Here is a 22406-nt window from a genome sequence, read left to right as displayed (position 1 = left end):
GGTTTAGAGAACATATAAGGGAAACGACATGGCTACTGATATCAAAGCGCCAACCTTTCCGGAATCCGTTGCCGAAGGCACTGTGGCTGCGTGGCATAAAAAGCCGGGTGACAGCGTCGAACGTGACGAGCTGATTGTTGAAATCGAAACCGACAAAGTGGTGCTAGAAGTCGTCGCACCGGAAGCGGGTACCCTGACTGACGTGATGGCCGAAGAGGGCGAGACCGTCGAGTCAGAGCAAGTGTTAGGCAAAATCGGTGAAGGCAGCGCGTCTAGCAGTAAAGAAGAAAAATCTTCTGACGATGCTAGTGCTAAAAAGTCTGTTGAGAAAAGCGAAGAGAAAAAAGCCAGCGGCGGTAACGGCGGTGGTAAGCAACATGACGTAAAAGCCCCAAGCTTCCCTGAGTCTATCCAGGAAGGCACCGTGGCAACATGGCACAAGAAGGTAGGTGAAGCGGTTAAGCGCGATGAAGTGTTAGCCGACATCGAAACCGACAAGGTGGTGCTAGAAGTTGTCGCACCTGCCGACGGCGCACTGGCAGAAATTAAAGCCGAAGAAGGCAGCCAGGTTGAATCCGAAGCGGTTCTGGCCATCTTTACCGAAGGTGCTGGTGGCGCTGGTGAAGAGAGCAGCAGTGCCTCTTCTTCAAGCGCTGCGGGTAGCGATGATGAAGGTTCTGATGAGAAAATCGGCGATAAGATCCTAGCGCCGGCGGCACGTAAGATGGTTGCTGAGCATGATCTGGATGTTGCCAAGATTGAGGGCACCGGCAAAGGTGGCCGCATCTTGAAAGAAGACGTGCAAAAAGCCGTGAAAGATGGTTCTGCCAAAAAAGCAGCGAAATCTTCAGCGCCGGCGAAAGCAGCCGCCGCCGCACCGGCAGTGGAAGGTGATCGCGTCGAGAAGCGCGTTCCGATGACGCGTCTGCGTCAAACTATTGCTAAGCGTCTGGTTCAGGCACAGCAAACAGCTGCCATGCTGACCACTTATAACGAAGTGGACATGACTGAAATCATGGCGCTTCGTGCGCAGTACAAAGATACGTTCCAGAAAACCCACGATATTAAGCTGGGCTTTATGGGCTTCTTTGTGAAAGCGGCTTCTGAAGCACTCAAGCGCTTCCCGGATGTTAACGCCTCTATTGATGGTACCGATATCGTTTATCACGGTTATCAAGATATCGGCGTTGCGGTATCAACGGATCGTGGCTTGGTTGTACCGGTGCTGCGTGATACCGATAGCATGAAAATTGCCGACGTTGAGCGCACCATTGTTGATTTCGGTAAGCGTGGTCGTGACGGTAAGCTGGGCATGGATGACATGATCGGCGGCACCTTCACTATCACTAACGGCGGTACATTTGGTTCTTTGATGTCGACCCCGATTATCAATCCACCTCAAACCGCTATCCTGGGTATGCATAAAATCCAGGATCGTCCAATGGCTGTGAATGGTAAGGTCGAGATTCGCCCGATGATGTATCTGGCGCTGTCCTACGACCACCGCATGATTGATGGTAAAGATGCGGTACGATTCTTGGTTACTATTAAAGAGCTGCTGGAAGACCCGGCTCGCTTGCTGCTGGACGTATAACGGAGCGCGCTGATCCGCCTCCTCTGCTGTATTAGCGTTCTAATGCAATCGCACCTTGCCTCCTGCCCGTTTTAGGTTCAAATGGGGGGAGGCAACCAAGCTAAAGGAGCCAACATGGCTGACAAGTTTGATGTGATCGTTATCGGTGCAGGTCCCGGTGGCTACGTAGCGGCTATCCGCGCTGCGCAGCTGGGCCTGAAAGCCGCCTGTGTTGAAAAATGGATTGGTAAAGAAGGCAATGTCGTTCACGGCGGTACGTGTTTGAACGTCGGCTGTATCCCGTCTAAAGCGTTGCTTGAAGCCTCGCATAAGTTCGTCGAAGCCAAGCACGATTTCGACGACATGGGTATTAATGCCGGTGACGTCACGATGGACGTCAAAAAAATGATGGCTCGCAAGGACAAGATCGTTAAGAACTTGACCGGCGGCATCTCTGGCTTATTTAAAGCCAATGGCGTTACGGCTATTGAAGGTACCGGTAAAGTGATTTCCGGTAAGCAAGTTGAAGTTACCGATCTGGACGGCAATACCACCACTTACGACGCTGATAACATCGTAGTTGCTGCAGGTTCCGTGCCGGTTGAAATTCCGCCGACGCCGCTAACCGAAGGCTTGATTGTTGACTCTACTGGCGCGCTGGAATTCCAGGAAGCGCCGAAGCGTTTAGGCGTTATTGGTGCTGGCGTTATCGGCCTAGAACTGGGTAGTGTTTGGAACCGCTTAGGTTCTGAAGTTACTGTTCTGGAAGCGATGGATAGCTTCTTGCCGATGGTCGATACGGCGATCGCGAAAGAAACGCAGAAACTGCTCAAAAAGCAGGGGCTGGATATTAAACTGGGCGCCCGTGTGACTGGTTCGGAAACCAACGGCGACGAAGTCATCGTTAAGTACACCGATGCCAATGGCGAACAGGAAATGATCTTCGACAAGCTGATTGTTTGCGTTGGTCGCCGTCCGTACACCAAGGGTGTGATTGCTGATGGTGTGAGCGTTGAGCTGGACGAACGCGGTTTTATCTTTGTTGATGACCAGTGCCGCACTAACGTACCCGGTGTTTATGCCATTGGTGACTGTGTGCGTGGCCCCATGCTGGCGCACAAGGCATCTGAAGAAGGTATCATGGTCGCTGATATCATCGCTGGTCACAAAGCCGAGATGAACTACGACACGATTCCGAACGTGATTTACACGTTCCCGGAAGTAGCTTGGGTCGGTATGACTGAGCAAGATGCCAAAGCGAAAGGCATTGAAGTTAAGACCGGTAGCTTCCCGTTCGCGGCAAGTGGTCGTGCGATGGCGAACAACGCCACCGAAGGTAGCGCCAAGATTATCGCCGATGCGGAAACCGACCGTATTCTCGGCATGCATATCGTTGGTCAGCACGCGGGTGAGATGATTGCCCAGGGCGTGATTGCAATGGAATTCGGCTCCAGCGCCGAAGACCTGGCTCTGACCTGCTATGCACACCCGACTATGTCGGAAGCTGTGCACGAAGCAGCTCTTGCGGTAGATGGCCATGCCATTCATATGGCTAACCGTAAGAAGCGCAAGTAATTCGCTAAGCAACAACCAAGCGCCACCGTCAGGTGGCGCAACACTTTCGGCTCTGTGAGAAATCAGCGGGGACGAAGGTACGGGGATGCCCCGCTCTTTTAAAGCAGCGGGTCATCGTTCGAGTCACATGCAACCAATGGCATGAATCGATGAACCTTCACGAGTATCAAGGCAAACAGCTGTTTGCTGATTATGGTCTACCAGTGTCTAAAGGCTTTGCCGTGGACACTCCCGAAGAAGCTGAAGAAGCGTGTAAAAAGATCGGCGGTGACATGTGGGTGGTTAAAGCCCAGGTTCACGCTGGCGGCCGCGGTAAAGCGGGCGGCGTTAAGCTGATTAAAGATCCGGCTGAAGCAAAAGCTTTCGCCGAGCAGTGGTTAGGCAAGAACCTGGTAACCTTCCAGACTGACGAAAAAGGTCAGCCGGTTGCTAAAATTTTGGTTGAGACTTGCACCGATATCGCTGACGAGCTGTATCTCGGCGCCGTCGTTGATCGCACCACTCGTCGCGTGGTCTTCATGGCCTCTACTGAAGGCGGTGTTGAAATCGAGACCGTTGCAGAAGAAACGCCAGAAAAAATTCTGAAAGCCGAAATCGATCCGTTGGTTGGTGCACAGCCCTACCAAGCGCGTGAGCTGGCATTTGCTCTGGGCCTTAAAGGCGACCAGGTCAAGCAGTTCACCAAGATCTTCCTGGGCCTTTCTAAGCTGTTCCATGACAAAGATCTGGCACTGTTAGAAATTAACCCGCTGGTTATTACCGACGAAGGCAATCTGCACTGCCTCGACGCGAAACTGGGACTCGACAGCAACGCGCTGTACCGTCATCCGGACCTTCAAGCGATGCGCGATCCTTCCCAGGAAGATCAGCGTGAAGCTGATGCAGCGAAGTGGGAACTGAACTACGTAGCGCTTGATGGCAACATCGGCTGCATGGTTAACGGTGCTGGCCTGGCCATGGGCACCATGGACATCGTCAACCTGAGTGGCGGCAAGCCTGCTAACTTCCTGGACGTTGGCGGCGGTGCGACCAAAGAGCGCGTTGCAGAAGCGTTCAAGATCATTCTGTCTGATGACAACGTCAAAGCGGTTCTGGTGAACATCTTCGGCGGTATCGTTCGTTGCGACATGATTGCTGAAGGCATCATCGGTGCTGTTGAACAAGTTGGTGTTAACGTTCCAGTGGTTGTGCGTCTGGAAGGTAACAACGCTGAATTGGGCGCTGAAAAACTGGCGTCTAGCGGTCTGAACATCATCGCTGCTACCAGTCTGACCGACGCGGCTCAGCAGGTTGTAAAAGCAGCGGAGGGCAAGTAATGAGCATCCTGATCGATAAGAACACCAAGGTCATCTGCCAAGGTTTCACGGGTGGCCAGGGCACGTTCCACTCCGAACAGGCGATTGCCTATGGCACGCAAATGGTCGGTGGTGTTACGCCGGGCAAAGGCGGCCAGACGCACCTGGGCCTGCCCGTTTTCAACACCGTGAAAGAAGCGGTCGAGAAAACCGGCGCGGAAGCCAGCGTGATCTACGTTCCGGCACCGTTCTGCAAAGACTCGATTCTTGAAGCTGCTAACGCTGGCATCAAGCTGATCGTGTGCATCACCGAAGGTATCGCGACGCTAGACATGCTCGAAGCAAAAGTAAAATGTGACGAGCTGGGCGTACGTCTGATCGGCCCGAACTGCCCAGGTGTTATCACGCCTGGCGAATGTAAAATTGGCATCATGCCGGGCCACATTCACCAGCCGGGTAAAGTCGGTATCGTGTCGCGTTCAGGCACCCTGACTTACGAAGCCGTTAAGCAGACAACTGACCATGGTTTCGGTCAGTCTACCTGTGTAGGCATCGGTGGTGACCCGATTCCAGGTTCTAACTTTATTGACATTCTTGAAATGTTCGAGAAAGACCCGAAAACCGAAGCGATCGTGATGATCGGTGAAATCGGTGGTACGGCTGAAGAAGAAGCAGCGGCTTACATCAAAGCCAACGTTTCTAAGCCTGTGGTTTCCTACATTGCCGGTGTCACTGCACCTCCTGGCAAGCGTATGGGCCATGCGGGCGCAATCATCTCTGGCGGTAAAGGTACTGCGGATGAGAAGTTTGCTGCCCTGGAAGATGCTGGTGTTAAAACCGTGCGTTCTCTGGCTGAAATCGGCGATGCACTGAAAGAAGTCACTGGCTGGTAAGCCATCGACCTCTAGTCGCACGCGATAAGGGCGCCCCTCGGGGCGCCCTTATTCGTTGGTGCATGGTTATCCTTCCGGCGTTTTATGGTCGGGTTTTCTGCGTAGCATTCGGTAGCTGTACAGAATAAATAGTGGCGCCCCCACCGCTAAATAGAGGTGGTAGCTCACCAGTCGCCACACTAAGACGGCTGCTGCGGCCTGCTCGCGTTCCATCAAGGGCAGCAACAAACTGCCAACGCCCACTTCGGCGGCACCTGCGCCGCCAGGAAGAAAGCTCAGCTGGCTGGCCGCCATGGCCAGCATTTGGGTTAAAAACGTCCACATCCAATCGGCATGGCCGCCCACGCCCAGCACCGCGACATAGAGTAAGCTATAGCGCATTAGCCAATGCGCTGCGGTAAGCATCATCATCGCGAGCAGCGTCGTAAAAGGAAGCGCGAGTGTGACCTTGAGCGCATATCGGCATCGTAATAAGCGCCTTACTAACCAGCGCCGTCGGTAACGGCTTGGCCATGTCGTTATAACGCCACCTGCACGCAGCAGGCTGGGTAAATAACACATCACACCACTGACCAGCGTCGCCATAAATGCTAAACCGACCAGTGACCACTGTACTAGTGACTGATGCGGCCACTGGGTATCGCTGGCCAGCGAAAAGAGCACCAAACCGCTCAGCATGGTAAGGAAGAACAGCAAATCACAGCCTTGGTCAATCAAAAACACCGCTGCCCCTTTGGCGGGAGGAAAGCCTCGTCGTGCAAGCAGGATAAGTAGAGTGGCTGGTCCTCCACTCCCTCCAGGCGTAGCGCACAACGCAAACTTTGATGCCAGTTCGATGCCCAGTGCACCACGTTGACCAAGTTGCCCTGCACGGCCACCTAACATTAGCCGCAGCCTTGTTGCATTCAGGTTCCAACACAGAAACGCTAATACCAGCATCAACAGCAATAACGCGAATGGAAAATGTTTAATACGCTGCAGCGCCTCAGCACCGCCCAGCCAAGTGGTAAGCACTAGCGGAGCCAAGAGCGCCCCCGCCAGTAGCAAACCATGCAGCGGGCGAAAACGCAGTAGTCGTTGGGGCTTAGTGGTGGTGGACGAGGGCATTGGGCCGTTCAATTTTGCAAAGGTCTATGTAGTGCTCGAGAAGAGACTGGATAACGCTATCCCAACTGAACTGTCGTTCGACAAAATGACGGGCATAACGCCCGCTGGCAGCGATGTCATTACTGAACAAGGCTGTGCATGCCTCGGCCATGGCATCCGGGTTGAGTGGCTCACACAGAATGCCAGCGCCTAACGGCACATTTTCGGCCAGTGCGCCGGCCCTGGCACCCACGACAGGGATACCGCAGGCCATCGCTTCTTGAGCGATCAAGCCAAAGGTTTCCCGAGTGCCCGCATGCAAAAGGGCATCGCTACTGGCAAGTGCTTTGGCCACTTCATGTGCGCCGCAGCAGCGATCCACGACAGTGACATTGTTGGGTACCTGATGGGGCATGCCGGGACCCATCAGCAATAAATGGTAATCACTGCCGAGCTGGCGCATCGTCGCCAGCAGCACATCAATATTTTTCTCGCGGGAATTGCGACCGACAAAGATCAGCAGCTTTTTATCGCTGGGAATACCCATGCCTTGGCGGAAGGCGGGATCTCGCTGCTGGGGGTGAAAATGGTTTAAATCGACCCCTAATGGCTGTACGCGAACGTTATCGACTCCCCACTCCCTTAATCGATTAGCCATAGCGTTACAGGGTGCCAGCACGCTATCAAATTGGCAGTAGAGGTCTTTGACATAGCGCGTTAAGCGTTTCTCAACGTAGCGGCCAAAGCGATCCCCCATTAAGCGCGGAAGGTCTGAGTGATAAAAGCCTACCACCGGTACCCCAAGCTTTTGGCCTGCGGCGAGGGCTGCCCACGCCGTTACATAAGGGTCGCCAGCCTCGATAAGATCAGGTTTAAGATCAATCAGCGCATCGCGCCAGCGTGACCCCCTCAGCGGAAAGCGGTAGCCCTGGCCCAAGGGGAGGTGTAGCGCTGGCAAGGTGTGGTGGTCACCCAGGCTATCGCGCTCAGCTCCCGGCACTAACAGGCTAGTGCGTAGGTTTGCCGTGTGCGCTAGCACCCGGTGTTTAGCTTGCAGATAAGTACGAACGCCGCCGCTTGCTGGGGCGTGAAACATGGTCACATCAGCGATGTGCAAGGTAACCTCCGAACTACAAGGGTGTCATCGGATTACCATAAGGAAGAAATAAGTCAGTTCTGCGACAGTTAATGGGCGGCGGGAAAATAAAACGCCACGGCAATGCCGTGGCGTGGGCGGGGCAAGGTAACGTTATTCTGTGGGTTTGGCGACCAGCGAGCGGGTTTCCTCACGGGCTTCTGTTAGCGCAATGCGCAGGCTGTCGCCCAGCTTGTAGCGCTCTTCGCCTTCAATCTGAATGCGACCCTCTTTATCATCAATGACCACTTTATCGCGATCGCTGTGCATTAGCGGGGCGGGTACGAAGGCGGTAGCACCATTTTCCAACAGGCGTACTCGCATACCACCGCGGTTGATCGCCATGATCTCTGCGTCGAAGGCGTCTTGGTTTTGAGCCGCTGGCGTTAAGTAGCGAACGTAGAGCCAATCTTTTACGTCGCGTTCTGCCATACGGTTCAGGCGGCGCCGCTCGGTGAGTTGCTCGGTGAGCTGCTGGCTGGCTTCTGCCGGAGCCTGTTCACCTTTAAGCACACGCTTGATCAAACGATGGTTGACCATATCGCCGTACTTACGAATTGGCGACGTCCAAGTGGCATAAGCCGGTAGTCCAAGACCAAAGTGCGGGCCAGGTTGAGCTGACATGCTGGTGAAGCCTTGGAAGCGGCGCAGGCGCGCGTCCAGCCAGGCATCGTCACGGCTTTCCAGAGCGCGCTTTAGCTCTTTGTAGTGAGCCAGCTCAGTCAGCGCTTCCTGGGCAACTTCAATCTCCTGAGTTGCTAAGAACTCTTGAGCAGATTCGGCTTTTTCAGGCTCAAAAGCGCGGTGCACATTAAAGATACCGTGACCGATATGTTTGGCGAGGAAGTCCGCGCAGCAAGCGTTAGCGGCAATCATCGACTCTTCAATCATACGGTTGGCAATGCGGCGATCTTCGGTGCGAATGCCTAAGACGTTGCCCGCGTCGTCCAGGTCGAAAACGTAATCAGGACGATCTTTAAACACCAGCGCATGTTCGTTGCGCCAAGCGGTGCGCGCTTCGGTCAAATCGCGCAGTGCTTTCAGCTGTTCAGCGATATTGTCAGCGGGAGCCCACTCGCCTTGACCGTCAATCCAGTCGGAAACGCGGTCATAGACTAGTTTGGCGTGGGATTTTACGTTAGCCGCAAAAAAGCGGTAATCACCTAGGCTGCCGTCGGCATTAATGTCCAGCGAGCAGGCAAGGGCAGGGCGATCCTGGCCTTCCCACAACGAACAGAGGTCATCCGCCAGCTGTTCAGGCAGCATGGTCACGTTCTGGCCGGGTAAGTAGACCGTAAAAGCACGGGTGCGCGCTTCAAGGTCGGCCGCGTGGCCTTCTTCAACGTAGGCTGTTGGGTCAGCGATCGCAACGCTTAGTCGCCAGCCGCCGCTTTCCAGCGCTTCCACGTGAAGCGCGTCGTCCATATCGCGGGTTTTTTCGCCATCGATAGTAAAGAAGGGCTGTGCCGTGAGGTCTTCACGGGTTAACCCTTCATCATGCAGTGGCCACTCGGTACCTGCGTCCGGGCATTCCTGTTCCAGCGCATGGCGGGCAAGGGTGACACGCCACGGAACGGCGGGATCGTCGGCCTTAGCCACTAGCTCATCAATTTGCGTAAAGAAGCCGCGATCGTTCTCTTTCAGCGGGTGGCGTACCAGCCGCGCGACAACCCAGTCGCCATCAGCAATGGTGGCTTCATCCAGGCTGTTCTTTATGCGCGCCTTTAGCACATTGCGAATCGACGGATGGTCGGGCACAACGGCTAAACGGTCTTCGCGCTTCTGAACACGGGCAACAAAGCGGTCAAGCCCAGCTTCGATCAGCTTTTCAGGCTCTACGGACTTTTTGTCGCCGTTTTCATGGATCACCGCCTCGACGCGATCGCCATGGAGTACTTGCTTCATGGCGGGGGGCGGCACGAAATAAGATTCACCGCTGTCGGTTTCAAGGAAACCGAAGCCTTTTTCGGTGGCTTTGATCACCCCTTCAGCGCGTGGGGTGGTATCACGGATCTGTTGCTTGAGCTGGGCAAGCAATGAGTTGTTTTGCAGCATGTGTTCAATCAGTTGGCGAGAGTAGCCTGCCACTATACGGATTCCCAAAGGCCGCGCCAATCGTGGTTACCCTGAAGTTCGCTTTGGCCCCAAACTATCAACGATCTGCGTTCAATCTTGTGCGTGCTTTATTGCCTTATTGGCCAGCTCGAACGTCACTATTCAACCATAGTTGTAGCTAATTGGTATTTGATTGGTATCTCATTGGGTCTATAGTGGTATCTAATTGGTATGGCCGCTACTGGGAGACACTCATGGACCCACGCTTTACTCAGCTACATCTTGATCCTCAGGGCGCAACACCGCTTTATCAGCAGTTAGCGCGTCAGCTAGAACAAGCAATTGATACGGGCGCCTGGCAAGCCGGCGAGGCGTTGCCTTCTGAGCGCAACTTGGCCGAAAGCTTAGCGGTTTCGCGCATTACTGCGCGGAAGGCGTTAGATCGCCTAGCAGAACTTGGGCTGATTCGCCGAAGCCGTGGCTCGGGCACGTTTATTACCCCTCGCCTCAATCAATCCTTGTCACGGCTCGCCAGTTTTACCGAGCTGCTGACCCAGCGTGGGTTTACGCCGAGTTCTCTTTGGTTGGAACGCAAGCTGGCCAACCCCAGTGCAGAAGAGAGCATGCGCCTTGGCCTGGGGGCTGATGCCCAAGTCGCGCGTCTCAAGCGTTTGCGTTTAGCCGATGGGGTGGTAATGGCGGTCGAAGAGAGTTGCCTCCCCATCTCGGTGCTGCCCGATCCTCTCCGGGTCGATACATCCCTTTATGCGGTGCTGGAAGCCAGCGGCAAAGGCATAGCACGTGCTTTGCAGCATGTGACGGCTATCAATGCCAGCGAGGAGTTGGCGGCGCTTGCTGAGGTGCCTGAGGGCCAGGCACTGCTCAAAGTGACGCGTCTAGGCTATCTCTCAGATGGCTCTCCGGCGGAGCTTACCGTTACCTACTGCCGCACTGATTATTACGACTTTATGGTCGAGATGACCCGCTAGGAGGTTTTATGCAGTTTGGCAATATTCTCACCTCTGAGGGCTGGCGCCTGGGAGAGATCCACTGGGAAGACGGGCGTATTAGGCGCATTGACGGCGATCCGGTAGATCCTGATACCAATGACCATCCACGCATTATTCCCGGCTTTATAGATTTGCATGTGCATGGTGGTGGTGGTGCCGACACCATGGAGGGCGGCACAGCTCTTGCCACCCTAGCGCGCACCCACGTGCGTTTTGGCACCACCCGTTTGCTTGCTACCACCATGACGGCGCCAGATGAGCGGATCCGTCAGGTGTTAGGCGATATCGCCCGCTATATGGAAGCGCAGAAGCCGGACGCCGCTAAGGTATTGGGCGTTCATTTGGAAGGTCCCTATATCAATCCCGGCAAGCTGGGTGCTCAACCTGCCCATGCGCGTAATGGCGTGATTGAGGAGGTGGATGAGCTGTGTGCTTTGGCCCCCATCCGCTTACTGACACTTGCCCCTGAGTTAGCTGGCCACTATGCATTAATTCGCCATCTCAGCGAACGCGGCGTGCGGGTTCAGATAGGGCATACGCTTGGCAGCTATGAAGAGGGCGTTGAGGCATTGGCTCATGGTGCCTGCGGGTTTACTCATCTGTTCAATGCCATGACCGGACTGCATCACCGCAAGCCGGGAATGGTCGGCGCAGCGCTCGCCCATGCGCAGTACGCCGAAGTGATTCCTGATCTGCTGCATGTACACCCTGGTGCCATCCGTGCCGCCTTACGTTGCATCCCTAATCTCTATGCGGTTACCGACTCCACGGCAGCGGCAGGCATGCCAGACGGTGATTACCGTCTAGGTGAGCAGACCGTCACCAAATGTCTGGGAGGTGTGCGTTTGGCTGACGGCACCTTGGCAGGCAGTACGCTGACCATGGGTCAGGCGTTACGTAACTTCGTTAGTCTCGGTCTTACCCTGGCGGACGCCTCGGATCGCCTGTCACGTTTCCCTGCCGACTTCCTAGGGATCGACGACATTGGCCGCCTGCAAGAGGGCGCATTGGCGGACCTGGTCATCCTTGACCCCCAACTTCAACTCCAAGCGGTCTATGTCGAAGGCCGTCATATCTGTGGAAACGCCCAAGGAGCCTCTTAAATGTCTTTGATGCTTGAAGAAACTCGCAACGCCCCTGAACGTGTTCGCGGTCAGCTGCAGCGTAATCACGCGTTGCTTGCTGCACTAGGTGAACGCTTGCGCCTTGCCGAGCCGACTGCCGCAGTCACCGTGGCGCGGGGTAGTTCCGATCATGCCGCCAGCTACTTCGCCTACCAATGCATGCAGCGTAAAGGCATTCCTGTGGCCTCGCTGCCTCCCTCGCTGACCACCCTGGCGAAGGCACCTTGGCGACTAACAGGGCAATTGTCCTTGGCGGTTTCCCAATCTGGACAAAGCCCTGACCTAGTGGCGATGCAGCAGTCCCTCGCTGCCGCTGGGGCTCGAACGGTAGCGTTAGTCAATACGCCGCAGTCGCCTCTGGGCGCGGCCAGCGATAGTGAAATTCCGCTCTACGCGGGAGAAGAAAAAAGTGTCGCTGCCACCAAAAGCTACTTGGCCACGCTTTCTGCCATGGCGCAGCTCATCGGCCACTGGCAGGAAGACCGCCTGCTACTCACTGCTTTGGAACAACTTCCAGAACGACTGACCCAGGCCCTGGCGATGGATTGGTCCCCGGCCATCGAGGCATTACTAAATGCTGACAAGATGATGGTGATTGGTCGTGGAGCAGGTCTTGCAGTCGCTCAGGAAGCGGCGCTCAAGTTTAAAGAAACCTGTGCGATTCAAGCGGAATCCTTTAGCGGTGCCGAAGTTCGCCATGGTCCGATGGCGCTAATTGGCCCTGATTATCCGGTGCTGGTATTCGCACCACCAGGGCCCGAACAGGCTGGCTTGCTGGAGTTAACCGAGTGGCTCAAGAGTGTTGGTGCCCGGGTAGTCCTTGCTGCCGACAAGAGCGTGGTACAGCGCAATTTGACCTTGGTAGATGCTGGTCATGAGGCTCTGCAGCCACTGTCGGTGATTCAGAGCTTTTATCAAATGGTGGCTGGCCTTGCAGAGGCTCGGGGAAGCGATCCAGATCGCCCTCGGCACCTCAATAAAGTTACCTGCACCCTGTAACGTATAACAACAATCTTGGGAGTCCTCCCATGTCAGATTCAAGTCAATCATTAACGCTGCAGGCCCCCGTAACGGGAGTTGTGGTACCCCTAGCAGCAGTGCCCGATCCGGTTTTCGCCAGCCTAACCCTGGGAGAGGGCATTGCTCTCGATCCACTGGGCGAATGCCTGCATGCTCCCTGTGATGGTGAAGTGGTGCAGTGCGCGCGTACCCATCATGCGTTCACCTTGAGAACCGAGGCGGGTGTTGAATTACTGCTTCACCTTGGCCTGGATACGGTTGAGTTAAACGGAAAAGGTATTGAGCCTTTGGTCGCCGTAGGTGATCAAGTGCGCGCTGGTGACCCGCTGTGCCGCTTCGATGCCGATGCGTTAGCGCTGGGCGCAAGTGCGCTGATTACCCCACTGGTGATCACCGAAGCGGCTGGTTGGCAATTACTGCCGTCGAAGCACCGCGAGGGCGAGCGGGTTTCCCTTGGTGAGCCTTTGCTGGTGCTAACCCGCACGGCTATTGAGCAATCCGATACACGTGCTGACGGGCCGTTAGCTGAGCGCCGCGTGACCCTAGCCTTGGCATCGGGGCTGCATGCGCGACCGGCTGCCCGACTTCGTGCTATTGCTCGTGAGCATAACGTTAATCTGACGGTGCAACATGAGGGTTCAAGCGACAACGCTGCCAGTGCTAGTGCCGCTAGTCTTAGCGCATTAATGAACTTGGGCCTGACCGAAGGCGCAACGTTAAAACTGACTGCCCAGGGGGAGGCTGCTGAGGCTGCGCTGGATGCCGCCGAGCGTCTGTTGACCACGCCTGAAGCCGAAGAACATAGCGCACCTGCGTCGTCTATATTAACCGCAGTGGCACTTAAAGAGGGCGAACTGGCTGGTTTAGTGGCTAGCCCTGGTTTAGCCATCGGTCCGCTTGTCTCTTATCAATTGCCGCTACCCGCTGTGCCCTTGATGGGCGAGGGCGAAGCCGTTGAGACAGCTCGCTTGAAAAAGGCGCTGTTAAGCGTTGGCGAGGCGTTAGCCAACGCTGAAGCACAAGCAACGCGCCAGGGGCAGAGCGCCGAGGCGGAAATCTTTGCTGCCCATGGCGCCTGGCTCGATGATCCCGATTTGGCGGCAGCGGCAGGTCAGCACATTAGTGAAGGTCGCAGCGCTGGCCAAGCTTGGCGTGAGGCGCTTGATGGCGAGGCCGCAAGGCTTGCGGCGAGCGGAAATACGCTGCTTGCCGCCAGGGTTGCTGATCTGCGCGACTTGCAGCGCCGTGTGATGGTGGAACTCAGCGACGACCATCAAGCGGCACTTCCTGAGCTGCCGAAGGGAGCCGTCGTTGTTGCTGATGAACTGACACCCTCAGAGCTGGTGGCCGTTGCCGCCCAGCACCCTGCTGGGCTGTGTCTCGCGGGCGGCGGCACCACTTCCCATGTGGCCATTTTGGCACGCGCCCGAGGTATTCCCTGCCTCGTGGCCATGGGGGCAAGCCTAATCGACGCTGCTAATAGCGCCACAAGCGAGAGCGTCATTCTAGATGCGGAAAATGGACGCTTGGCGCTGAGCCCCAGCGCTACTCAACGGGCGGAAGTGGCAGAGCGCATTGATGCTCGCCGTTATGAAGCTGAGCAAGCGCAAGCGTTAGCGCATGAGCCAGCGATGACTCTGGACGGGCGAGAAATTGAGGTATGCGCCAATATCGGTGGCGCCGAAGAGGCGCGTTTGGCGGCAGATTCGGGGGCTGATGGTGTAGGCCTACTGCGCAGTGAGTTTCTTTTTCTTGAGCGAGATAGTGCCCCCAGTGAAGCGACTCAGCGTGATGAATATCAGGCTGCGGTGAAGGCCTTAGATGGCAAGCCTGTGATTATTCGCACCCTGGATATTGGTGCAGACAAGCAGCTTCCTTATCTGCGATTGCCGTCAGTACCTAACCCAGCGCTGGGCGTGCGGGGCGCTCGTTTGTGGGCCAGCCAGCCTGAACTGCTGGAGACCCAGCTGCGAGCGCTACTCGGCGTTACGCCGTTGGAAACGTTACATATCATGCTGCCGATGGTGACTGAGGTTGGCGAGCTGCGCGAAGTGCGCAAGCGCTTAGAGACGTTGGCCAGCGAAATGGGGCTCGATGCGCGGCCGCGCCTTGGTGCCATGATCGAGGTGCCTAGTGCTGCTCTGTGCGCCAGAAGCCTCGCTGTTGAAGCCGACTTTCTGTCAATCGGCACCAACGATTTAACCCAGTACACCCTGGCGATGGACCGTGAGGACCCGGCGCTCACCGCACGAGCGGATGTATTGCATCCCGCGGTGCTGCGGCTGATTCAAGCGACGGTAGACGGCGCGAAAGGACACTGCCCCGTGGGAGTCTGCGGTGCCGCCGCTGGTGATGAGCGGGTCGCGCTTCTGCTCGTCGCGCTGGGTGTCGATGAACTCTCTGTAGAACCTGCACGTGTGCCTGCAGTGAAAGCTGCCCTGCGTTGCCTGAATGCTGCCGCACTGGCAGATGAACTTCCCGCACTACTGGCCTTGGACGATGCGACCGCTGTACGCCAGCACTTAAGCGCGTGGCTTGCTAAGGCCAACCAAACCGACATAACAACAACGACCCTTGAGAGGTGCTGAAATGTCTTCTACGACCTTCGGTTCCCGCCTAATGGGCGGACTACAGCGGCTTGGCCGCTCTCTGATGCTACCTATCGCAGTATTGCCCATTGCAGGTCTATTGCTGCGACTTGGGCAGCCTGATCTGCTGGATATTGCCTTTATTGCTGGCGCTGGCGAGGCCATTTTCGCCAACCTGGCGCTGATTTTTGCTATCGGCCTAGCCGTAGGCTTCGCGGATGATAGTAACGGCGCTGCTGGCCTGGCCGGGGTGATTGGCTATCTGGTGCTAGATGCGGTGCTAACCGCGCTTAACCCTGAGATCGATATGGGGGTGCTGGCAGGGATTATTGCCGGCAGCGTGGCAGGCCTGCTTTATAATCGCTATAAGTCGATTCAGCTCCCTGATTATTTGGCCTTTTTTGGTGGGCGACGCTTTGTGCCTATTGCCACTGGCCTAGCTGCAGTAGCAATGGGGGTTGTTTTTGGGGTGATTTGGCCGCCCATCCAACATGGCATTGATGCACTTGGTCACTGGCTGATTGGCGCCGGTGAGCTGGGACTTTTCGTGTACGGAACGATTAATCGTTTGTTGATTGTGACGGGGCTGCACCACGTGCTGAATAGCCTGGTGTGGTTCGTCTTCGGTAATTTCGAGACAGCCTCTGGGGTAGTGGCCAATGGCGACCTGAATCGTTTCTTTGCCGGTGACCCTGAAGCAGGGCGCTTTATGGCGGGCTTTTTCCCGGTAATGATGTTCGGCCTGCCAGCCGCGGCGTTGGCCATGTATCATGCCGCACCAAAAGGACGCCGTGCCCAGGTGGGTGGCTTGTTACTTTCGCTGGCATTGACGGCTTTCCTGACCGGTGTCACCGAACCCATCGAATTCACCTTTATGTTCCTGGCACCGCTGCTTTATGGCATGCACGCAGTGTTAACGGGCATTTCCATGGCGCTGCTGCACTGGCTGGACGTGAAGCTTGGCTTCACCTTCTCCGCAGGGGCCTTTGACTTTGCACTCTCTTACGGGCTTTCCACCAATGGTTGGCTGATGCTGCCTGTCGGCCTCGTCTATTTTGTTCTGTACTACACGGTATTTCGCTGGGCCATCGTCCGCTTTAATCTACCTACCCCAGGGCGCGAGCCGGAAAGTGCTTCCTCCGCAGCAGCCCCAACACCACTCGGTGAGCGTGGCCCCGCGTTTGTCACGGCGTTAGGTGGCGCGAGCAACCTGCAAAGCGTAGGTGCCTGTACGACTCGGTTACGCTTGGTGCTGGAGAATCCTGAGGCAATTGATGAGCCGGCTCTGAAATCGTTGGGCTCTCGGGGGATCATGCGTCTCCAGGGCGGTGGTCTCCAGGTAGTGATGGGACCCATCGCGGATGGTATCGCAGATGAGATTCGACAAGCGCTCAAGCAGAGTGGAGCGGCGATGGATGCCAATACTTCTTCTCATAGCCCTTCTGCACATAGCCCTTCTGAACATAGCCCTGGCACCCCCGAAAACCCTTCTCAACCGACGGCATTGCCCGCCGAGGTGGCCCAACGCTGGATGGCTGCCTTAGGTGGTAATGCCAACGTGCAACGGCTGGACGTCCAAGCCCAGACACGCCTGCGCGTGGAGCTAGTCGATGGCGCTGGTCTAGACAGCGCAGCGCTTGACCAACTGGGATGTAGAGGCATCCAAGCGTTGAACGGCAATACATGGCATCTGATCGTCGGCGATCAAGCCGCTACTATCGCGCATTCACTAAGAGCCTAACGCTCGTAATCGACACCCGTTACTCGGCAACGGCTGAGTAACGGGGAGCCGTGGCGATTTAGCCAAGACTTCTACGTATAGACCCATGTTTATGGGGCAGCGTTGCGCTGCCCCACAGACCCCGCACGTCTTTAAAACGCGCACATCACTGCAACGCTAATACAAAATCAACAACAATCGGATACGACGCCATGCTGATATCAAGCATACCTACGCCCCAAAAAGGGCAGCCGTTAGGTCGCTTTGGTCAACTAGCCCTGATCGGTACTTTATCGTTGGTTCCTTTGACGTCTTCCGCCGACGAGCCTCAGGGCTTTATGGAAGAGGCCAGCCTTGAGACCACCCTGTTTTATATCTATCGCGACCGTGATCGTCGCTCGGGAGGTATGGGGCCGGATGGCGAGGGCACTCCAGGGGCTTACGCTTCCAATCTGCAGCACTCCACCGCCAATCTGGCTGTCGACTTCTCGAGTGGTCACGCGGGGGGCGTTGTGGGGCTGGATCTAGCCGCCTTTGCTGCCTACGACTTTCAGAACCGTCACCAGGGCACGGAATTCAATTTTCGTCCAGCAAGCACTCTGTGGGAAGAGCGCTGGGACGGTAAGGAAACGAATGGTGCAAGCCTCTACCGGGCCGCACTCAAGTTCAAGTTTGGCGATATGTGGGGGCGGTTAGGGTATCTGCAGCCCCAAGGCACCAGTGTCATCGCCCCTAACTGGTCCTTCCTACCAGGCACTTATCGCGGTGGAGAACTCGGCGCCAGGATAGGTGACCTATCGCTGAGCTATTTTCATGCTGATCGTTACAAGGCCCCTTGGTATCAGAGCTTCTACGAGTTCCGCCAAGCTGATGGAGAGACGATCGACTATCTGCACTCGCTGGGAGCACGCTACGAAATCACCGAAGACCTGGTGCTCGAGGCGGCTTTTGGGCAAGCCCAGGGCTATATGGATCAAGGGTTCGGTAAGGTTTCTTATGCCACCCAGCTGAACGATTCCCCTCTGCGTTTGAGTTACCAGGCCTACGCCGCCAGTGACCGTCATGACGATGGTTCGGCCAACGACGTCTATGACGGCACTGCCTGGCAACAGGTGCTTACCGCTCACTATGATCAAGGTGCCTTCGATTGGCGGCTTGAGTTTAGCTGGGTGCATGCCCCTGGGTCTCAGGGCTACTTCCTGCCGCGAATGACCACCCCTTATGCATCGTCTAACGGCCGCATGGACGTCTGGTGGGATGCCCGGTCCGATTGGAATCACGATGGCGAGAAGTCCCTCTACGCCGGTGTTACCTATGACCTGGAAGGCTGGAGTTTGCCTGGTTGGTCGTTGGGCGTGGCTCATGCTTATGGCTGGGATGCTCGTCCCTACTCAGGTTTTGAGGACCCCGGCCGCCGCTTTAGTGAGTCCGCCTGGAACTTTGACGTGCATTACAAAGTTCAGAATGGCTGGGCCGAGGGCACGCGTTTTCAACTGCACTATACCCGCTACGACAACCGCACCGACTACGCCTCCTGGGGAGATGGCGGCTTTAAAAACGCCTTTCAGGATGAGCACGACATCAAGTTCACGGTCGTGGCTCCTTTCTCGATTCTGTAATGCTTGAGGTGAAAACAATGACAACATTGACGAAGGCCCTAACGACACTGGCTATCGGGGTTGCAATCAACTCGGCGGCAACCCAGGCCAGCGAAACCACTCAGCTTGACGCGTCGTCTGCCCGTGACTTGGCGCAGCGGCTAGACGTGCAGTACAAGGTAACCGCCAATCAGCCACAGGCGCATGATATCGACTGCCAGAGATTGGGGGCGGATTACGCCGCCTGTTTCACTGCGACGATCCTTTTGACCAATACCTCCGATAAGGCCATTGAGGCGAGCGACTGGGGGCTGTATTTCTCGAGTATTCGTCGTCTGCTGCAGATGGATCACCCTGAACTGTCGCTGACTCGTATCACAGGGGATCTCCATCGCCTTGAACCCAATGGCACCTTTACTGGACTGGACGCAGGAGAGAGCCTGGAAATTCCCATCGTGGGTGAGTACTGGCAGCTATTCATGACCGATGTGATGCCCAACTGGTACCTGGCAGTGGGCGATGAAACAGCGGTGATCGATAATACCCGTGACGAAGTGCTGACCGATTTTGTCCGTGCTCCTTTCGGTGAGCAGCTTATGCGTACACCGGACGATAACAACGTGGTGATGACGGCCGAGACACGCTTCGAGCGCAACGCTGAGGCCACTGCAATGCCCGCCGATGCATTGCGGGGAGCTATTTTGCCAACACCGCGATCATTTCGCCTTGGAGAGGCTACCCTCGATTTATCTGAAGGGATCAGCCTAGTGATGCCAATGCTGAGCGAGGCCAGCCTAGCGGTACTGGGAGAGCGCTTCGAACGGCTCGGCATTCCCGTTAACGAAGGTGGCGAAGGCTTGGTGATTCGTGCCCGCTTGGCCTCTGAGTCAGACGTTCTCGATGAAGCATTGGCACGGGAGGGGGGCTATCGCCTGCAGCTCAATGAGTCCGGTGCCGATATTCTGGCCTTTGACGCCACTGGGGCTTTCTACGCTGTCCAGTCGCTAATAGCGGCCATGGATGAGGCGGGATTGGTGCCAGCGATGGACATTGATGACGCTCCACGTTACGACTATCGCGGTGTCATGCTGGATGTTGCACGGAATTTCAAAGATAAGGCCTCAGTGTTGCGCTTGCTTGATCAGATGGCTGCGTACAAGCTCAACCGTTTCCATTTCCATCTCACCGATGATGAGGGCTGGCGGCTGGAAATTCCGGGGTTGGCGGAATTAACCGAAGTAGGCAGCAAGCGCTGTCATGATCTGGCAGAAACGAACTGCCTTTTACCTCAGCTGGGCTCTGGGCCAGAGGACGATACTGCCGGTAGCGGTTTCTACACCCGTGAGGATTATATCGATATCGTTCGCTATGCCGAGGCTCGCCATATTCAGGTGGTGCCTGAGATTGATATGCCGGCCCATGCTCGCGCCGCTGTGGTGGCTATGGAAGCGCGACATCGTCGGCTGATGGAGGAGGGCGATAGTGCGGCAGCCAACGAGTATCGATTAATCGACCCCGAAGATACGTCCAATACGCTGTCGGTTCAGCTCTATGATCGTCGCAGCTACCTCAATCCCTGTCTTGAGTCGACGAACCGCTTTGTCGATAAAGTGATGGGCGAAGTGGTATTGATGCACCAAGAGGCGGGCCAGGCGCTGGACAACTGGCACTTTGGTGGTGATGAAGCCAAGAATATCCTGCTGGGTCATGGTTTTCAGGATATCGATGCCGAAGAACCGGTCGACTGGCGAGGAACTATCGACCAGAGTGATCAGCACCATCCCTGGGAGGCGTCGCCAATTTGCCAACAGAGCGTTGCCGATGGAGAGGTCGCCTCTGTAGAGGAACTGCCGAGCCGTTTTGCCCTACAGGTCAATCAACTCGCTGATAGCTACGGAATAGCGCGGATGTCAGCCTGGCAAGACGGCCTTAAGCATGTTGAGTCCGCCGCCGAGTTTGCGACGCCGCAGGTTGCTGTCAATTTCTGGGATCCGCTGTTTTGGGGCGGTAGCCAGTCAGTGGCCGAGTGGCAGGCGCGGGGCTATGAGGTGATTCTTTCGAGCCCAGATTATCTCTACTTCGATATGCCCTACGAGGTCAATCCACACGAACGAGGCTACTACTGGGCGACACGTTTCACCGATACTCGCAAAGTGTTCTCCTTTGCCCCCGATAATCTAGCGCAAAATGCGGAAACCTCAGTTGACCGAGACGGCAATACCTTTCGTTCCGAGAGCGCCGAGGGGTGGCAAGGTGCTCGGGGGATTTCCGCGCAAGCCTGGGGTGAAACGGTACGTAGCGAGACGCAGATGGAGTACATGATCTTCCCGCGTCTGCTAGCGTTGGCCGAGCGAGCCTGGCACCAAGCCGAGTGGGAACTCGATTATCAACCTGGTCAGGCGTTCATCGGTGGCGAGACGTCCTTTGTTGACGATGAGTCGTTGATCGAGGACTGGCAGCGTTTTGCCAACCTGCTTGGCCAGCGTGTCCTACCACGGCTAGACCGTGATGGAATCGCTTATCGTCTGCCGCTGCCAGGAGCCCGGGTTGAAGCGGGTAGGCTAGTGGCCAATGTCGCTCTGCCGGGAGTAAGTATTGAGTACTCCTTGGACGACGGGGCAAGCTGGCAGGTCTATCAGGACAACGCGCCACCCGAGGTGGAAAACACGGTGCTACTGCGCAGCGCCAGTGCCAATGGTCAGCGGCATAGCCGTGTCGTGACGCTCAATTAACCAGCGTTAAGATAGCGAAGAGTCCTCTTCAGGCGGCGTTGTCTTAGAGGGCTCTGAGTCTCTTTAGTCCGGCTGGGAGCGGCGAGCGTAATCGGATAAGCTGAGAAGTTCTATCATCAGGAGTGCACCATGACATCACGCCTTATCGTTTCCGACCTTGACGGTACGCTGTTAGGCAGCGACCACCAGCTGCACGACAACACTATTGAGGTGCTGAGAGCGCTTGTATCGCAAGGCCATCATGTCGCGCTGGCGTCTGGTCGCCACTATAACGATATGCGCGTGTTTCGCGATCAGTTGGATATCCCGGCCTATTTAATCAGTACCAACGGGGCATATATCCATGCTCCAGACGGCACACTTTTGAGCGCGACCCATCTTGAACCAGCCTATGTCGAAACGCTTATTCAGTTGCCGCGCCCGCCCCAGGTAAGGCTCAACCTTTACCGTGAAAGCGGCTGGTATATCGATGCCGACGCACCGCATCTGTTGTCATTGCATGCCTCGACGGGCTTTCGTTACGAGGTTGTGCCGCAGGCAGCGATGGATGCTGATGGGGTTGGTAAAGTGCTCTACATAGGCGATCCGGCTGCGTTAGCGCAACTGGAATGTCAGGCCCAGGAGGCGCATGGTCGCAGCCTACATATCACATACTCAACGATCGACTCTTTAGAAATTATGGCGGGTGGTGTTAATAAAGGCGTGGCCTTAACGGCGCTGCTGGAAAAGCTAAAGCTGACGCCGGCAGAGTGCTTAGCATTTGGCGATAACCTAAACGATACTGAAATGCTTAATCTGGCAGGGGAAGCCCAGGTAATGAACAACGCCCACCCTGAGCTTTTTGATCGAGTTTCCAACGCTGAGCGTATCGGCCATCATGGCGAAGCGGCCGTGGCTCGGTGGCTAGCAAAACGCTTCGCGCTGTAACTTGGTCGATGGCCGCTTGCGACAGGATGGCCACTCCACCATCATCTAGCCCCTAAAATGATAATAACGAGTAAT

At 56.0% G+C, this 22406-nt stretch carries 15 protein-coding genes; 12 read left to right on the top strand and 3 right to left on the bottom strand.

The annotated features are described in order from the left end of the window. The first annotated feature begins 28 nt into the window (after positions 1–28). The 4 genes from odhB to sucD all read left to right on the top strand — a co-directional run bounded on the left by odhB (position 29) and on the right by sucD (position 5336). Positions 29–1594, top strand: a complete 1566-nt coding sequence (odhB, locus tag JFC11_RS00350) for a 2-oxoglutarate dehydrogenase complex dihydrolipoyllysine-residue succinyltransferase (protein ID WP_038482415.1) — start codon at positions 29–31, stop codon at positions 1592–1594. Between the two features lie 114 nt (positions 1595–1708). Continuing rightward, positions 1709–3148, top strand: a complete 1440-nt coding sequence (lpdA, locus tag JFC11_RS00345) for a dihydrolipoyl dehydrogenase (protein WP_198348451.1) — start codon at positions 1709–1711, stop codon at positions 3146–3148. A gap of 149 nt (positions 3149–3297) precedes the next feature. Then, a complete protein-coding gene (gene sucC, locus JFC11_RS00340) occupies positions 3298–4464 on the top strand; it encodes an ADP-forming succinate--CoA ligase subunit beta (protein ID WP_095602385.1) in 1167 nt (388 codons plus the stop codon). After that, positions 4464–5336, top strand: coding sequence for a succinate--CoA ligase subunit alpha (gene sucD, locus JFC11_RS00335; RefSeq protein ID WP_009722518.1), 873 nt, complete (start codon positions 4464–4466; stop codon positions 5334–5336). The genes sucC and sucD overlap by 1 nt, the downstream gene beginning before the upstream one ends. Positions 5337–5402: 66 nt before the next feature. On the opposite strand, the gene JFC11_RS00330 is transcribed toward sucD, so the two are convergent. The 3 genes from JFC11_RS00330 to JFC11_RS00320 all read right to left on the bottom strand — a co-directional run bounded on the left by JFC11_RS00330 (position 5403) and on the right by JFC11_RS00320 (position 9612). Then, complete coding sequence (locus JFC11_RS00330; protein ID WP_198348450.1) at positions 5403–6443, bottom strand: glucosaminyl phosphatidylglycerol flippase; 1041 nt, start codon at positions 6441–6443, stop codon at positions 5403–5405. Then, positions 6421–7539: an N-acetylglucosaminyl phosphatidylglycerol synthase gene (locus tag JFC11_RS00325; RefSeq protein ID WP_198348449.1), complete on the bottom strand. Its 1119-nt coding sequence runs from the start codon at positions 7537–7539 to the stop codon at positions 6421–6423. The genes JFC11_RS00330 and JFC11_RS00325 overlap by 23 nt, the downstream gene beginning before the upstream one ends. 132 nt (positions 7540–7671) lie before the next feature. Next, the gene (locus JFC11_RS00320) at positions 7672–9612 is read right to left on the bottom strand and encodes an exoribonuclease II (RefSeq protein ID WP_089040889.1); all 1941 of its coding nucleotides are present in this window, start codon (positions 9610–9612) and stop codon (positions 7672–7674) included. 254 nt (positions 9613–9866) lie between these two features. Here JFC11_RS00320 and JFC11_RS00315 point away from each other — a divergent pair, with 254 nt between their 5' ends. The 8 genes from JFC11_RS00315 (at position 9867) to JFC11_RS00280 (ending at position 22331) form a co-directional block, all read left to right on the top strand. Beyond that, positions 9867–10601, top strand: coding sequence for a GntR family transcriptional regulator (locus JFC11_RS00315; protein ID WP_038482427.1), 735 nt, complete (start codon positions 9867–9869; stop codon positions 10599–10601). A gap of 8 nt (positions 10602–10609) precedes the next feature. Then, a complete protein-coding gene (nagA, locus tag JFC11_RS00310) occupies positions 10610–11725 on the top strand; it encodes an N-acetylglucosamine-6-phosphate deacetylase (RefSeq protein WP_198348448.1) in 1116 nt (371 codons plus the stop codon). Next, the gene (locus JFC11_RS00305) at positions 11726–12745 is read left to right on the top strand and encodes an SIS domain-containing protein (RefSeq protein WP_099049299.1); all 1020 of its coding nucleotides are present in this window, start codon (positions 11726–11728) and stop codon (positions 12743–12745) included. It abuts the gene before it with no gap. Between the two features lie 29 nt (positions 12746–12774). Continuing rightward, positions 12775–15354, top strand: coding sequence for a phosphoenolpyruvate--protein phosphotransferase (ptsP, locus tag JFC11_RS00300; RefSeq protein WP_198348447.1), 2580 nt, complete (start codon positions 12775–12777; stop codon positions 15352–15354). A 1-nt stretch (position 15355) separates the two neighbouring features. Next, complete coding sequence (nagE, locus tag JFC11_RS00295) at positions 15356–17095, top strand: N-acetylglucosamine-specific PTS transporter subunit IIBC (protein ID WP_198348446.1); 1740 nt, start codon at positions 15356–15358, stop codon at positions 17093–17095. A gap of 191 nt (positions 17096–17286) precedes the next feature. Then, complete coding sequence (locus tag JFC11_RS00290; protein WP_198348445.1) at positions 17287–18693, top strand: OprD family outer membrane porin; 1407 nt, start codon at positions 17287–17289, stop codon at positions 18691–18693. Between the two features lie 17 nt (positions 18694–18710). Next, entirely contained in the window at positions 18711–21404 is a 2694-nt protein-coding gene (locus JFC11_RS00285) for a beta-N-acetylhexosaminidase (protein ID WP_198348444.1), read from the top strand. Positions 21405–21533: 129 nt separating this feature from the next. Continuing rightward, entirely contained in the window at positions 21534–22331 is a 798-nt protein-coding gene (locus JFC11_RS00280) for a Cof-type HAD-IIB family hydrolase (RefSeq protein WP_198348443.1), read from the top strand. Positions 22332–22406: the final 75 nt, after the last annotated feature.

The organism is Vreelandella alkaliphila (assembly GCF_016107625.1).
In the GTDB taxonomy this organism is placed as follows: domain Bacteria; phylum Pseudomonadota; class Gammaproteobacteria; order Pseudomonadales; family Halomonadaceae; genus Vreelandella; species Vreelandella alkaliphila.
The sequence above is the reverse complement of the archived record's forward strand: the minus strand, read 5'-3'. Positions and strand labels throughout refer to the sequence as shown.

What these genes read in the sequence shown, in the direction of transcription:
- odhB (WP_038482415.1), top strand. Translation starts at nt 29, where the DNA reads ATGGCTACTGATATCAAAGCGCCAACCTTTCCGGAATCCGTTGCCGAA.
- lpdA (WP_198348451.1), top strand. Translation starts at nt 1,709, where the DNA reads ATGGCTGACAAGTTTGATGTGATCGTTATCGGTGCAGGTCCCGGTGGC.
- sucC (WP_095602385.1), top strand. Translation starts at nt 3,298, where the DNA reads ATGAACCTTCACGAGTATCAAGGCAAACAGCTGTTTGCTGATTATGGT.
- sucD (WP_009722518.1), top strand. Translation starts at nt 4,464, where the DNA reads ATGAGCATCCTGATCGATAAGAACACCAAGGTCATCTGCCAAGGTTTC.
- JFC11_RS00330 (WP_198348450.1), bottom strand. Translation starts at nt 6,443, where the DNA reads ATGCCCTCGTCCACCACCACTAAGCCCCAACGACTACTGCGTTTTCGC.
- JFC11_RS00320 (WP_089040889.1), bottom strand. Translation starts at nt 9,612, where the DNA reads ATGCTGCAAAACAACTCATTGCTTGCCCAGCTCAAGCAACAGATCCGT.
- JFC11_RS00315 (WP_038482427.1), top strand. Translation starts at nt 9,867, where the DNA reads ATGGACCCACGCTTTACTCAGCTACATCTTGATCCTCAGGGCGCAACA.
- nagA (WP_198348448.1), top strand. Translation starts at nt 10,610, where the DNA reads ATGCAGTTTGGCAATATTCTCACCTCTGAGGGCTGGCGCCTGGGAGAG.
- JFC11_RS00305 (WP_099049299.1), top strand. Translation starts at nt 11,726, where the DNA reads ATGTCTTTGATGCTTGAAGAAACTCGCAACGCCCCTGAACGTGTTCGC.
- ptsP (WP_198348447.1), top strand. Translation starts at nt 12,775, where the DNA reads ATGTCAGATTCAAGTCAATCATTAACGCTGCAGGCCCCCGTAACGGGA.
- nagE (WP_198348446.1), top strand. Translation starts at nt 15,356, where the DNA reads ATGTCTTCTACGACCTTCGGTTCCCGCCTAATGGGCGGACTACAGCGG.
- JFC11_RS00290 (WP_198348445.1), top strand. Translation starts at nt 17,287, where the DNA reads ATGCTGATATCAAGCATACCTACGCCCCAAAAAGGGCAGCCGTTAGGT.
- JFC11_RS00285 (WP_198348444.1), top strand. Translation starts at nt 18,711, where the DNA reads ATGACAACATTGACGAAGGCCCTAACGACACTGGCTATCGGGGTTGCA.
- JFC11_RS00280 (WP_198348443.1), top strand. Translation starts at nt 21,534, where the DNA reads ATGACATCACGCCTTATCGTTTCCGACCTTGACGGTACGCTGTTAGGC.